Raw genomic sequence first — 15,175 nt, 5'->3', positions numbered from 1 at the left:
GTCGAAGTTGCGCCATCGCCGAAATCCCAGCTCCACGCCGTCGGGTCGCCGGTGGATTCATCCACGAACTGCACGGTGAGCGGCGCATTACCGGACACGACTGTGGCCGAGAAGTTCGCGTCCGGCGGGAGGCAGGGATTGACGCTAATGTAACTCTCTTTGACCAGGGTTTTCGCGCCGCAGCCGTTGGTAACAGTAAGCTTCACGGCATATTCGCCGGGCTTGTTGTAAACGTGCGTGGGCTTTTGCTTGGTTGACGTACTGTCATCGCCAAACTCCCACAACCACGAGGTGGGACTGCCGCCGGAAATATCGGTAAACGTTACGGCCATGGGCGCATTGCCCACGGTGGTTGTCGCGGTGAAACCGGGCGTGGGTTGAATGCACGGTTCGACATGAATGGCATTCGGCAGAGTCGTCGTATCGGCGCCGCAGGCGTTGGTGATGATGAGCTTGACGATATAGTCGCCGGCAGCCGTGTAGGTGTGCGAAGGATTCTGCTCGGTCGAGGTGTTGCCGTCGCCGAAATCCCACTTCCACGAAGCGGGATTGCCGGTGGATTGATCCGTGAACGTCACGGCCAACGGCGCGTTGCCGGAAGCGCTGGAAGCTGTAAAGCTTGCGCCAGGCGCAACGCACGGTTCCACGTGAATAAAATTCGTTTTGGTTATGCTCGTGGGGCCGCAAGCGCTGGTGGCTGTAAGCGTAACCGTATAATCGCCGGCAGCGGTGTATTGATGTGAGGGGTTCTGCAACGTCGAGGCGCCGCCGTCGCCGAAATCCCACTTCCATGAGGTCGGATTTCCGGTGGTTTGATCGGTGAACGTTACCGTCATGGGCGCGTTGCCGGAGGTGATGGAGGCGGAGAAATTGGTGCCTGGCAGCAAACACGGATCGACGTGAATGTAGTTTGTCTTGCTTGTGCTGTTTGAGCCGCAGCCGCTGGTCGCCGTCAGCGTGACGGTGTAATCGCCGGCAGCGGCGTAGGTGTGCGAGGGATTCTGCAGCGTGGAGGTATTGCCGTCGCCAAAATCCCAATTCCACGAAGTGGGATTGCCGCTCGATTGATCGGTGAACGTCACCGCCATCGGCGCGTTGCCCGAAGGCGCGGAGGTGGAGAAATTCACGCTGGGCGGCAAGCACGGCGCGACCTGAATATAATTTACCTTGTTGGCGATGGTCGCGCCGCAGGCATCACTGACGGTGAGTTTGATGGTGTAATCACCGGGCGCGGTGAACGTATGTGAAGGATTGCGCTCTGCGGAGGTATTGCCGTCGCCAAAGTCCCAGTTCCATGAAGTGGGATTGCCGCTCGATTGATCGGTGAAGCTCACCGTGAACGGCGCATTGCCGGAGGTGACAGAGGCCGCGAAATTCGCGCCCGGCGGTAGGCACTGGCTGGCAGCGTAGCATTCCAGACTAATGATGCGATTGGAATCTTTGTTGTTTTTGTCCATGCGAATGCGGAAATAGCGCGCTGCAAACGGCGAGGTGAACGTGAAATCTTGCGTGCCTTCCTCGCCGGCCTTGTGCGTATAAACCGTAGTCCAATCATTGTCGTTGCTGCTGGCCGTGTTCGAAATTTGAAAGCGATATTCCTCGGCATAGTATTTACTCTTCCAGTTCACCACGCCGCGGTTAAGATTATAAGCCGCTCCCAGATCAACATACAACCAAGAGGTCGGCGAATCCTTCGTGACATTGCCGCTGCGCCAATAGGACTCCATGTCGCTGTCCACCGCGAGTTCAGGGGCATAGGGCAAAGTTGTGTTTGCCGCCGTGATCGGCCGGTTCAGTGCAAGATTGCCTGTGGGCACCGCATTGACGGTGATATAACTCACCTTCGCCTCCGGGTCGGAATTGCACGAGTTCGTCGCCGTCAGCGTTACCGTGTAGGTGCCGGGAAAATTATATTGATGCGAGGGATTCTGCTCTGTTACGGTATTGCCGTCGCCGAAGTCCCACAACCACGAGATGGGATTGCCGCTGGATTGATCTGTAAAATTCACCAGCAACGGCGCGTTGCCGGAAGTCGTGGAAGCGGAAAACACCGCCGCCACCGGAATACACGGGTTGACCTGAATATAATTCGTCTTGGTTTCCACCGTTGCGCCGCAGGCATTGGTGGCGGTCAATTGCACCGTGTAATTGCCTTCTGCCGCGTAGGTGTGTGCCGGGTTCTGCTCCGTGGAGGTGTTGCCATCGCCGAAATCCCATAACCACGAGGTGGGGCTGCCGGTGGATTGATCGGTGAAAGTAACTGTTGCAGGCGCATTCCCTGAGGTTGATGAGCTGATAAAGGCCGTTGCCGGCGCGGTAGCAACTGAGATATAATCGGTTTTCGTCTCAACGCTGCTTTGGCCAACGGAATTCGCTGCGGTCAGCTTCACTGTGTAATTGCCGCCAGCGGCATAGCTATGCGTGGGATTTTGCTCCGTCGAAGTCGTGCCATCGCCAAAATCCCAAAGCCAGGAAGCCACCGGTCCAGTGGATTGATCGGTAAATTCCACCACGAGTGGGTTGCAGCCCGAGGCGACATTTGAAGTAAAAGCGGCAGCGACGACGCCGACAGCCGTGATGAAATCCTGTTTTGTCTCGGTATGCGAGTCACAAGCGCTCGTCACTGTTAACGCAACGGTATAATTTCCTGCCGCCGCGTATGCGTGCGTGGGATTCTGCTCGGTTGAGGTATTGCCATCACCGAAATCCCAAGACCATGAGGTGGGATCGCCGGTCGACTGATCGGTAAACGTTACCGTCAAGGGCACGCTGCCGGAAGTGGACGACGCCGCAAATTTTGCAGAGGGCGGCGTACACGGATCAACATGAATGTAATTTGTTTGGGTCGCGACATTGCTGTTGCAATCATTCGTCGCCGTCAATTTCACGGTGTAATCGCCTGCGGTGGCATATGTCTGCGTGGGATTCTGCTCGGTTGAGGTATTGCCATCACCGAAATCCCACAACCAAGAGGTGGGATTGCCTGTGGATTGATCCGCAAAGGTCACGGTGAGCGGTGTTCCGCCGGCAGTTGGCGAACCGGTGAAGCTTGCCGTGGGCGCAATGCAAGGATCAAAGTGAATGTAGTTGGCTTTGCTTTCCGTAACCGTGCCACAGGCGTTTGTCACCGTCAGTTTAATCGTGTAATCGCCTGCAACCGTGTAAGTGTGTGAGGGATTCTGCTCGGTGGAGGTATTGCCGTCGCCGAAATCCCACAGCCAGGATGCCGGATTGCCGGTGGATTGATCTGTGAAGGTGACCAGCGCCGGGACATTGCCCGTGACCGGCGCACCGATGAACGCAGCGGTCAACGCCGGAGCAACTGTGACATACTCGTTTTTCGTCTTGGTGCTGCTGAAATTGGCGGAATTCGTGATCGTGAGCTTGACCGTGTATTTCCCTTCTGCCGCATAGGTGTGAGAAGGATTCTGCTCGGTGGAAGTATTGCCGTCGCCGAAATCCCACAGCCAGGAAACCACCGGCCCGGACGATTGATCCGTGTATTGCACCGCCAGAGGCGCGCAGCCTGCGGTTACCTCCGCCGTGAACTCTGTCGCAACCGTGTCAATGACAGCGATATAATCCTGTTTGGTTTCGGTGTGCGTATCACAGTCATTCGACACTTTTAATGTCACGGCATAATTCCCCGGCGCCGCATATTGATGCGCGGGGTTTTGTTCCGTCGAGGTATTGCCATCGCCGAAATCCCACAACCACGAGGCGGGATTGCCGGACGATTGATCCGTAAATTTCACTGCCAGCGGCACGCTGCCCGAGGTTGAGTCCGCGGCAAAACTGGCCACCGGCACGGTGCACGGCGTGACACGAATATAGTTGGTTTTGGTTTCCGAGGCCTCGCCGCAAGCATTCGCAACCGTCAACTGAACCGTGTACTCACCGACGGCAGTGTAGGTGTGCGCAGGGTTTTGCTCGGTGGAGGTTGTGCCATCGCCGAAATCCCATAACCAGGAGGTGGGATTGCCGGTTGATTGGTCCGTGAAAGTGACTGCCAACGGTGTTTCGCCGATTGTTGATGAAGCCGTGAAAGCCGCTGTGGCCACGACGCCAATTTGGATATAGTCGCTTTTCGTTTCCGTGCTGCTCCAATCAACAGAATTCGTGGTGGTCAATTTGACTGCATAGTTTCCGGCCGCCGTGTAGGTGTGAGAAGGATTCTGCTCGGTGGAAGTCGCGCCATCGCCAAAATCCCATAACCAGGAAGCCACCGGCCCGGTGGATTGATCCGTAAATTGTACGGCCAGAGAGCCGCAGCCCGCGGTCGTATCCGCAGTGAATTCGGCAGAAACCGTATCAATAACCGAGACATAATCTTGTTTGGTATCCAGATGTGTGTCACAGTCATTCGACACTTTTAACGCCACGGTATAATTCCCAAGCGCGGCATATTGATGTGCCGGATTTCGTTCGGTCGAGGTGTTGCCGTCGCCGAAATCCCACAACCAAGACGCAGGATTGCCGGTGGATTGATCGGTGAAATTCACCATGAACGGCACGCTGCCTGAAGTGGCGGCCGCGGTAAAACTTGCCAGCGGTTTGATACACGGTTCGAGGCGGAGGTAATTTGTCTGAATCGTTGTGCTGGTATCGCATTCATTTGTAATCGTCAGTTGCACGGTGTAGTCGCCGGCAACCGTGTAGGTGTGTGAAGGATTCTGTTCCGTCGAAGTGTTGCCGTCGCCGAAATCCCATAACCACGAAATCGGATTGCCGGCCGATTGATCCGTGAACGTGACGGTAACCGGCACATTTCCAGAAGTCGGAGTGGCAGTGAACGCAGCCTCCGGTTTCAAATAAACGGAGATAAACGACTCTATTGCCTTCGTGCTGCTGCCATTGGCCGTGTTCGTAACGGTTAACTGAATGGTGTATTTGCCTGCCGCGGCGTATGAATGCGAGGGATGTTGCTCGTTGGAAGTCGCGCCATCGCCAAAATCCCATAACCTGGAACTCACCGGCCCGGTGGATTGATCGGAAAATTGCACAGCCAGAGGCGCGCAACCGGAAGTGGTATCGACAGAAAATTGCGCAGAAACGCCTTCAACAACAGTGACATGATTTTGCTTTGTCTCGGTATGCGAACCGCAAGCGTTTGAGGCTGTTAATGAGATGGTGAATGCGCCGGGCGCGGCATATTGATGCGTCGGGTTAGGCTCAGTCGAGGTATTGCCGTCGCCAAAATCCCATAAATATGAAGTTGCATTGCTCGTTGCTTGATTCTCCAGGCTAATCGAACCCGAAACCGTGAGCACGGTCGGCGTGACCGAAAAAGCTGCCTGCGGAGCACTCTCGACTGTTATATAGTCTGGTTTTGTCTCGATATCATCGCCGGTGGCGGAGGTCGCTGTCAACGTAACCGTATAGCTGCCTGGATTTGCATAGGTGTGAACGGGGTTTTGTTCCGTCGAAGTGCTGCCATCACCAAAATTCCACAACCAGGAGGTGGGATCGCCGGTGGATTGATCCATGAACTGTACTTCCAACGGCGCACAATTATTATTGTCGGCAACTGTGGCAAAGCTTGTGAGTGCCTGCTGGCTGGCGCCGGCATGGGTGAACTCTGCCTCGACCGGTGAATTGACCGTGATATAGGCGGTTTTGGTTTCGCTTTGGCTTCCGCACGAATTCGTGGCAGTCAACGTGACCGTGTAACTCCCGGCAACAGCATATACGTGTGCCGGATGTTGCTCCGTTGAAGTCGTGCCGTCGCCGAAGTCCCATAACCATGAAGTCGGTTCATGTGTGGATTGATCAGTAAACGCGACCATCATGGGCGGTAGGCCTGAAACAGGCGTGGCCGAAAAAGCGGCAGTGGGCGCGGTTCCAGCCACGATATAATCGGCGCGCACCATTGTTTGACTATAGCCGAAGGCGTTGGTCGTTTTTAGGGTGACCGAGAATGTGCCGGCGGTAGCGTATTCATGCGTGGGGCTGGGAGAGGTTGAGGTATTGCCATCACCAAAATCCCATTCCCAGGAAGTCACCGGTCCAGTGGACTGATCGGTGAAGGTTACTGCCAACGGTGCGCAGCCCGTGGTTGAATTGGCGGAGAAATCCGCGGTGATGCTGGCAACGGACAAATACGATTGCGCTACATCTTCCCAGGCAAAAAGCGAGTAACCGGTGCTGCCGTCATGTTTGGCAATCAGGCCATGGGGAAAATTCGGGCCGGCAGGACGGTTCGTGACATCCAAGCCATCGGTGCTGCCCACGTCCGGGGTGTAAATCGTGGTGACGAGCGAGTGGCTATGGGGATTACCGGGATCACCTTCGCGACGATAGACTTTAATGCGCTCATTGCCCTGACTGGAGAGTAAAATGTAGCCGGTGCCGTTCGGGCCGGTATAAAGCCCCAAACCTTCGCGGTCGGGTTCGATGCCATCGCCATACGCAAACGCCGCAAGCTGGGCGTTGCCCATGTCGGGATCCGCGTGAAATTTACGCACGCAACTGTCTTCTTCTGCAATGTACACATAACCGAGTTCGTCGTCGGCCACCATGCCTTCCGAATGCTTGTCGTACGAAGCGCCGCAAAACGAGCGCACGAACGTGGCTTTGACTTTACCCGCGCCGTCATCCGTCAAGAGATACTGATTCAGCATGCCTTCTGTGCCGCCGATGCTATTAACGAACGCATACATTGCCCCGTCGCGAGCGCGGCGATATAAACAAAAGCCATAGGGTTCTTTCACCTGTGGCGTCAAATTGGCGTCGGTCGCCGAAATGTCGGTGAGTTGGCGCGTGTTCGGATCGATCTTGAAAGTGACCACGCGGCTGGGGCTCTCCGCGCCGACAGCGTAAATATCGACCGGCACGCCGCCGACCGGCATAGCGTAGCGGATGTCGCCGTTGTTCGGTCTTCTACTAACCGCAATGCGCTGCAATTCCCGGCCGTTCATATCCCAAACAAAGACAAAATGAGCCCCTTTGTCCGTTCCGATGATAAGGCTCAGCGCCGGGTCGGTTGGGTGAATCCAGATCGCCGGGTCATCGGCATCGGTCACGACTTTGCTGGTGACAACGCGGGAGTAAACCGTGATTTCGGAGGGAATACTCTGGGCCTGGAGTGGGCCAACAATCGTGATCAAGCTGAGAAATAATATAACCTTGAGGAGATAGTCCGGCCGGCATGAGTTAGATATTGGCTGTTTTCTCGTCCAAAAGGTAGAATGCATTGGCGTCTCCCAATTCGCTATAATTTCCAAACAAACCCTCACATAGCCCATAGGGCTGGCAAGGAATTGGAGAAAGGCGCCTCAGTCCATTGTTGCGCGGGATTGGATATGATTGCAGAGGTGGCGATCAGAACATGGGGAATGAAACTAAAATTCTTTTGCCTACGGCATGTAATACACGCGGAGCAGCAGACTTGCAGAGTTTTTTACGAATCAAATTCGCGGATTAACAAAGGTTATAGTGAAGGGTGATAGGTGTTTTCACCTATCATCCCTTCGCTTTCATGTTTCGGGGCATATATCAGCGTCAGCGTGCGTTGTGTGCGCAGCCTCACACACAGCGCACGCGATACGCCGTACCTCTAATTTGGGGATTTCAGTAAACTCACTTCAGCAAAACAAGTTTGCGCTGTGCGGTAAACTCACCAGATTTGATCACGTACAGATACACGCCGCTGGCCACGCGTACGCCGCGCGCATCTGTGGCATCCCACACCACATTGTGGCGACCAGCGTTCATTTCACGCGCCAGCAATTGCTTCACAAGCTGCCCACTCAAATTGTAGATGGACAAGCTCACCTCGCCCGCTTCCGGCAAGGCAAAACTGATGGTGGTCGTTGGGTTGAAGGGATTGGGATAGTTCTGGGCTAACTCGTAACTGGTTACCGGCTCCGAGTCACTGGTGATTTCCTCTTCGCTATCATCGGAGGGAAGTTTGGGAACCGCGCCCAGGCCGTGGAAGCGCACGCGCGCATCTTTGGCAATGGCGATGCTCTTGGCGCAGATCGAGCCGAGGAAGCCGGCCTTGCTGCCGAGTTCGACGAGCGCATTGGGTGCGACAACCGAGCCTTGATAACCGCCATCCTTGCCAAGCACAACCTTCTTCGTGCCGCTGTAATTGATGGTGAGATCTTTCGAATCTCCGCCAATGATGATGATGTCGGCATTCTTGATGAAGTTGACCAAGCCGCACACATTGATGGTTACCTCGCCGCTGGAGACATCGACTCTGAGCCGCGAGCGATCATCCAAGTGCAGCGTTTTGACGGAATACACGCCGGCAGAAAGGTTGAGCTGGGCATTCTTGTCCGCGCGGAGAACGTTGTAATCACCCGGGGCAACGTTTTTCGTCTTATCCTTTCCGGCAATGATGCTGGCTGTACCGGAACACGAATACGACAAGCTGGGCACTTCCACCGCGGCGAGGGAAGCGCCGGAGGTGACTGTGCCAGTGACCGTGGCTTTCTTGTCTTTCTTGACAGAGCCATTGGCGGTAACGTCGCCGTTAATGGTGTTATCACGCGCGATTTCGATATCGCCAAGGGCGGTTACATTGCCCCAAACCGTTCCTGGCCTGCCATTGTCGAACTCGATGCCGCCGTTGGAGTGAATGTCGCCTTCAACGGATTTGTAGTGATCAAGCTCGATTATTTGATCAGCGAGCAGGGCGAAATCGCCGCATTGCTGCAGCGGCTGGCATTGCGTATTGATGGCCCAGGGGCAGTAATCCACATTGCCTGTCACAGCGTCACCGGAGCCGTCGGCATTGAGCGCGTCAGGTGTGTCGGCGCACGGCGGCACTTCTGTGGATCCGTCAGGGTCATAAGGTCCGCTGGCGTCTCCCCACCAGTTCAGCTCCGCGTTGATGATTGCAGTGACTAATGCAGTATTGACCTTCACACCAAAATTAGTGTTACCGCTAATGTCATTGCAGGTGAGGCGAATTCTCTCGGTGTCGATCACGTGACGATCGATGTTGATGCCGGCGTCGCCGCAATTCTTGATATTGTTTCCAACGATATCAATGTCCTGGCCTTTGATATTGATGCCATAACGCACCGAATTGCTCAGGTCATTGTTTTCGATCGTAACGAATGTGGTGCTGCCAAAAAATGAAATTGCATCCCGGTTTCCGGTAAAGGTATTTCCTGAAACCGTTAAATGATTCAGGTTACTGCCGTTTGTGCCGCTGGCACCGGTAAACCCGCTGGCAGTGTTTCCGGTTATGGCGGAATTACTGCAGCCGGTCATGTAGATTCCTGCCGCATCCGCGGCCGGGCTGCTTCCGCGAGTGATGAGGTTGTCGGAAATTTTTACATTGTTTGCAGGATTGGGTTGTACCGTCACTCCAACCTTGTTCGTCACGATGCGATTGCGCTGCACGATCAGGTTATCGGCGCCCTTGAAAAGAATGCCATAAAAACCGTCGATAATGTTATCCTCGATTTTAATGTCATCATCCCAGCACCGCACCACGGCTTCATCGGCATAGTGAGAAGTTGGGCTTCCCATGAGCGTGAAGCCGGAAAGCGAAACATTGGTGACGCCGTTGGGTATTTCCATCAGTACGTTGGGATTGGTTAGCGGCAAGCCGGTTATGTCAATGATCGACTCCATCGCAGGATTCGTCCTGGCGCCGGATGTTGTCGGGTCCACGCCGTACTGCGCACCGCGAATGTCGAGCGATTTGTTGATCGTCACGCGTTCGTTGAAGGTGCCGGCGTCGACCAGGATAACATCGCCGGGATTGGCGGCGTTGACTCCTGCGGTGATGGTGACATAATGCGTTCCTTGCGTGATATTATGAACGCGCGGCGGCGCCGGCGGCGTCAACGTGGCATAGCCGAGCGCCAGGCTTCCATCTGCAGCGCCAAAATTGGCGTCGTAAATGATCATCCAGTCCGCATTCGGATTCGAGTTCGGCACAACCCAGCATTCCCGCAGATCGTGCTCGGCGGTGGCAGAAAGAATCGGATTCGAAGCCGGACCGGTGGTACCGTCATGCCAAGTCCAGTTGGCGGGATTGATGAACGCCGCTTCCAGAGCAGCCGGCGCCAGGCTGGCTTGCGCTGCCGCGTTGATCGCCAGATAATAATTATTGTCTCGGGGATCCGCATAGACTTTGCCGTACCCGCGGTCATATCCCAAATCAATGAAACTTCCGGTTGGAGTCCAACCTACGGATACACCGGAGGGCAATTCCAGGGGGCCATCACCAGGTCGACCGCCGATACTGGCAAAGGCTTCCCACACATCATCACCATTTGTGCTGCGTACCAGCATGGTTTGCGATTGATTCGATTCGGCGAAGGCGTAATAAGTGCCATTCAACAAAATCACATCGTGAAAGCCATAATAAACGAAGCCGTGTGCACCGGTGAAGCTCGCCGCATTGGGAATAGTAAACGTGCTCACCAACGTCCAATTCGTCAAATCATTCGAAACATAAAAATGGTGATCAAGATTATTGCCAACGGAACCCCAGGCGCGATATGCATACGTGGCGCTTGCAATCGTAATGGGCCAGTCTTTGACCACAAAATGAGTTTCGGGTATGATGGTGGTTGCGGTTGCAGCAGCAGGAAGTCCGGTGGGGCCGCTCGTGGTTGCCGCATAATAAATTCGATTTCCGAGGGCGCGATCTTCAAAGAAAACGGTAAAATTACCATTCGCGCCAAACCCGCTAATGTAGCGAGGTTCAAAAGACCCCGGCGCTGGATTCGCCAATGGCGCCGTGGGGGTTTGGTCCATCACGGTCACTGTAAATTGCGCATGCGCCACACCTAAAGCGCCGAGCAAAATGGCCATCACTAACCCAAAATGAAACTTTTGGCTCTTCATGTTGAGCTCCCTTTTTTATTTCAGAGAATCCTGGCCTGCGGCAATTGTAAGGACTTTCAGGCAGGCCCCAAGCTAAACTTCTTTTGAATTCCAGACGCATCACCTCCTTTTGCGACACAATTAAGGTTGTTTGCAAAAAACGTGAAACGCTTTTCGCTCATCTTGATTGGTTCATGTGTCAAGTCAAGAAGCCTGACCACGCTGAACTAGAGATCTGTCAAGGTTTCATGCTGGAACTAGAGCTGGCCGTCTAACCATAGAGACCGGAAAAAATGATCATGCTTTTTCGTTAACGATCGAAAGAGATGACTATCTCCTCAGGGTGTTGTGTTAGAGGTGCCTTGTGGAGGTAAGAAGGTAACCCGCTTTCAGCTATCAAGTTCTGGGCCAAATCTTTTATCTTTTCAGCAACAAGTGTCTTGGACGATTAGTTGTTGTTAATTCATCGGATGACTAGGCGTATGCCTCGTTTGTATAGGTTGCAAGCAAGCACCCGCTTCTCATTTTTAATAAATAATTTCGCAAGAATAAAAAAAAGAGCAGGAGGCCTGAAGAGTCTTGGCGCCTTAGCGCCAAAAAACTTGCCGGCCTCCTGCTCGTGGAGTGTCGTAACGACTTCAACCTACACTCAAAAGCACAGAAGTCGTCAAAGTTGTGGGCGAGCACGGGAATGCTCGCAATGTCTTACCTCATTTTTTACTTCACAAACGACATGCGGCGCGTTTCAGAATAGGTTGCTGCGCCGGATTGATCTTGCACAATGATGCGATAGAGATACACGCCGGTCGCCACGGTTTGGCCATTTTGATTGCGGCCGTCCCAGGTCAACTCGTGCCAGCCTTGCGCCAGCTCGCGATTGGCAAGGGTGCGCACCAACTGGCCAAAGCTGTTGTAAATGTGCAATTGCACGTGGCCCGCTTCCGGCAGCGCGAATGTGATGCGCGTGCTCGGATTGAACGGGTTGGGATAATTTTGCGACAGCACATAATTGGTTACGATTGACTGCTCGCTGAGGAGTTCTTCTCCGTCATCCGCCGAACCTTTTTGGAACGGCAACGTGCCGGGTGAAGAGTGATGCAGCGAATAGACGTCGCGATCCACCGTGATGCGCTTGGCGCTAATCGCGCCGCGGAAGCTCACGTTTTTGGCAAGATACACTTCCGCGTTCGGCGCGTTGATGTTGCCGAGCACGTAGCTTTCTTTGCCGAGCAACACTTGCGTGCTTTGCATGGTGTTGAAGGTGACCTTCTCGCTGCCATCTTCGCCGTCCGGGAAAATCACCACTTTCACTTCTTCGCTGAGCCGGAAGTTGTTGACGATATTGAGAATCACCGGCCCGTTGGTGACATCGAAATACAGCTTGTTCTCATCGTCTTTGGTTTCGAGGCTGTTGAGATTGTACGTGCCTGCCACGAACTTGAGGGTGCCGCCGTCATTGACGATGACGTTGTTGTAGGATCCTGGAGCAATGGAAACCGTTTTCTTTTTGGCAACGGTGACATTGGATCCGCCCGCACTGTACGAGAGACTCGGCAACGCTATCGCAATTTTGCCGCCGGCTGTGGCATCCCCGTCGATTTTAATCTCTTTGTCGATTTTGATGGCGCCCCCGGCGGTGAGATTGCCGTAATAGGTGTTCGGGTCGCCGCGCTGGAAATAGATTCCGCCATTGGAATGAATATCGCCTTGCGACGCAGAATGCTTCGAGCGCGCGATCGTCACTTGCTCATTTGCGAGAAATACAATCGGTTTGAGCGGCGCTGGACACGGGCCAATTGACGTACCAATGTTGTCGAAGGGCATGAAATCCACACGATCGCTCACAACATCTCCGCTGCCGGTGGGATTCGTGGCATGCGTGGGACCGGAGGGATCGCCCCACCAGTTGTTCTCGGCATTCACAGTGCTCGCGCCGAGATTCTCCATGCCGAATGCCGTGTTTAAACAAATCTGGTTGGTGTTATACAAAACTGCGGTGCTGGCTTCGTCCAAGATTGTCACGCCATTGATACTGTTGTTGTGAATGATGTTTTGGGTGACGGAGCCGGTAACTGTTCCGATGCTGCGCAGGCCGTATTCATTATTGTTGATGGTGTTGCCCGTGATCGAGGCATTGCTGGTGGGGGAGCCATCGCCACGATCAAAGTAGGCCGTGTTCTGCGCATTAATACTGGGGTTGCCAGCCTGCATTTGAATGCCGATGTCGTTGTCGGTGACGAGGTTGCCTTCAACCGTATGATTGTTGCCTTCGATAACGATACCGAAGCCGTCGCCGGTCGCACCGACAGCAGCGCGATGAAAGCCCGTGACTTCATTTTCCTTCACCACGACGCCGGAAGGTTGGTCGGCATTGTCAGACAAAACTGGTGAGCGGCGGAACACACCAATGCCACAATGATCGCGCAGATCGGTTGTTGCAACTGTGCGTGAGACGATGTTATCAAAAATCACCACACTGCCCGGTCCGCTGCTGGCGCCGTTGCCGGTGGGGTTTTTGATTTCGATTCCAAAGCGGCCGTTGTCGGTTACGGTGTTCTTCGTCACCAGTGTTGCGTCCGGACCCTGCGGACCCAACACGCCGATGCCGGAATCGCCGTTGCCTTTCACCTCATTGCCGGAAATCGTCAAACCGGTGACGTTGCCATCGCTCACATCAATGCCCACCAGGCGATTGTTGTTGAAGAAGCCGTCCTCGATGGTGATGTTTTCTTTGACGCCGTTGATGATCCAAATGCCGCGGCCGAATTGCTGGGTGTAGGGGAGAACATTATTGTTCGATGCGGTCACGCGACGCACAACTAAACCATCAATGCCAAACGCTTGACTCCAAATGCCGTGGCGGCAATTGTTGCTCGCTTCGACATCCTCAATCAAAATATTGCTGAGCGGGCCGGTAAACATTTGAATGCCGTCCAGCCAGCCCGTCACTGTGAGATCGGCAATGGTAACATTGCTGCGACTGCCGCTAAAGGCAATGCCGGCTGCGGAGCAAGTTGTGCCATCGCCTTGAATGATCGTTTCCCCTTTGCCCGCGCCTTGCAGCGCCAGATCGCTTTTATTGATGGTGACGGAATTACTATAGGTTCCAGCTCCCACCAATACGGTATCGCCGGCAGCGGCATTATTAATCCCGCCTTGAATGGTCAAGCCGATGCGCCGGACATTGGGGAACGTATACGAGGTTGAATACGAGTAGGTGCGCACATCAAAGATCGGAGATAATCCGATAAGCGTCACCACCGACACGTTGAACGTGTTGTCATTCCAGTAGGAAGTCCAATTGAACTGGCTGTTGTCGTAATTGCCGCGCGCCCGGATGTGAGCCGCAGTCTCGCTTACGGTGTTGTAGGTATTGCTGAAGTCATTGCCCGTTATCTCTGCGCCGCCCACGGAATAAACAAACCACGGCACGGTTGTGCCCGAGCCATTGAAACTAATGAAAGGCCAGTATTGGCCGAAGGTGTCTTCCTCGAATTTGTTGTCTTTAATCTCGCGTCCGCTCACCGGCCCGGAAAAACCGGCGCCGCTGGCGAGATCGATGCTGCCGCCGTTTTGAAACAAATTCGCCTCGACGGTGTAACTTTTGACGTGAGAGACGTCGTCAGTGTCGTCGCCGGGAGTCGTGTTGTCGTCGTAGCGCCAATCGTTGAAGTACACTGAATAACCGGTGGTGATATCGCAATACTTCAAGGTGAAAGCGTCGCCGATGATTTCAAAGGTTTTGTTGTCACCTGCGGTATTGGACAGAATTTTCAATCCTTGAATCGTGACACCATCGGCTTCGACAAAAATACCGCTGTAACCGAAGTTGTTGGTGGCATTCGTTGCGACTTCGGCAAGCACGCCGGCATAGGCCGTGATCGGCGTACCGCTGCCGTCCACGCCTTGAATCGTGATGTTATCTTTATCGATGAACAAGCCAAACTGATGCGGCCCATTCACGCCCAACACAAAACGGCCGGCCGCGGTTTCGTTATAAGAGCCGGGATACACATGCACCGTGCCGCTGGCGCAAACGGCGTCAATGCCGGCCTGAATCGTGGCTTTCGGTCCATTCATGCCGCTGGTGAATACGGGTGATTCACCATCCCAGCTATCGTTGCCAGTAGCAGCATTGACATAGATATCGGTGCAAGCGGCTAACATGTTCGGATTGGCAGCCTTTTCCTTCTTGGCCGCGATGGAATTGAAAGTCAGTTCGGATTTTTCCAGTGATCTAATCAAGCGATCCCGGTCGTCACGAACAGCATTGGAATTCTGCGCCCAGGCGCTGCCAACCATCATCAAGACCGATATACACAGAAAAAGTACCTTCTTCATTGGCAAATTCTCCTGCACATGAAAATACTTATACCCCATC

At 54.1% G+C, this 15,175-nt stretch carries 3 protein-coding genes and 12 pseudogenes; all 15 read right to left on the bottom strand.

Annotated features, from left to right (window positions below):
- Positions 1-332 (bottom strand): PKD domain-containing protein (locus FBQ85_17535; protein MDL1876938.1); only part of this gene is annotated, 332 nt, incomplete at its 3' end.
- Positions 333-419: 87 nt separating this feature from the next.
- Positions 420-755, bottom strand: a pseudogene (locus FBQ85_17530) (PKD domain-containing protein).
- A gap of 168 nt (positions 756-923) precedes the next feature.
- Positions 924-1,088 (bottom strand): annotated as a pseudogene (locus tag FBQ85_17525) (PKD domain-containing protein).
- A 348-nt stretch (positions 1,089-1,436) separates the two neighbouring features.
- Positions 1,437-1,976: pseudogene (locus tag FBQ85_17520) on the bottom strand (PKD domain-containing protein).
- A gap of 132 nt (positions 1,977-2,108) precedes the next feature.
- Positions 2,109-2,390: pseudogene (locus FBQ85_17515) on the bottom strand (PKD domain-containing protein).
- A 231-nt stretch (positions 2,391-2,621) separates the two neighbouring features.
- Positions 2,622-2,966 (bottom strand): annotated as a pseudogene (locus FBQ85_17510) (PKD domain-containing protein).
- Positions 2,967-3,101: 135 nt separating this feature from the next.
- Positions 3,102-3,467, bottom strand: a pseudogene (locus FBQ85_17505) (PKD domain-containing protein).
- A 381-nt stretch (positions 3,468-3,848) separates the two neighbouring features.
- Positions 3,849-4,130: pseudogene (locus FBQ85_17500) on the bottom strand (PKD domain-containing protein).
- A gap of 228 nt (positions 4,131-4,358) precedes the next feature.
- Positions 4,359-4,505 (bottom strand): annotated as a pseudogene (locus FBQ85_17495) (PKD domain-containing protein).
- A 102-nt stretch (positions 4,506-4,607) separates the two neighbouring features.
- Positions 4,608-4,883, bottom strand: a pseudogene (locus FBQ85_17490) (PKD domain-containing protein).
- A gap of 210 nt (positions 4,884-5,093) precedes the next feature.
- Positions 5,094-5,453, bottom strand: a pseudogene (locus tag FBQ85_17485) (PKD domain-containing protein).
- Between the two features lie 177 nt (positions 5,454-5,630).
- Positions 5,631-5,870 (bottom strand): annotated as a pseudogene (locus tag FBQ85_17480) (PKD domain-containing protein).
- 276 nt (positions 5,871-6,146) lie between these two features.
- Positions 6,147-7,244 (bottom strand): annotated as a pseudogene (locus tag FBQ85_17475) (phytase).
- A 334-nt stretch (positions 7,245-7,578) separates the two neighbouring features.
- Positions 7,579-10,815, bottom strand: coding sequence for a T9SS type A sorting domain-containing protein (locus FBQ85_17470; protein ID MDL1876937.1), 3,237 nt, complete (start codon positions 10,813-10,815; stop codon positions 7,579-7,581).
- 696 nt (positions 10,816-11,511) lie between these two features.
- Positions 11,512-15,174, bottom strand: coding sequence for a T9SS type A sorting domain-containing protein (locus FBQ85_17465; GenBank protein MDL1876936.1), 3,663 nt, complete (start codon positions 15,172-15,174; stop codon positions 11,512-11,514).
- Position 15,175 lies beyond the last annotated feature (1 nt).

This window comes from Cytophagia bacterium CHB2 (assembly GCA_030263535.1).
GTDB lineage: Bacteria > Zhuqueibacterota > Zhuqueibacteria > Zhuqueibacterales > Zhuqueibacteraceae > Coneutiohabitans.
Note: the sequence above shows the minus strand (reverse complement) of the source record. Positions and strands in the feature narration are given on the sequence as shown.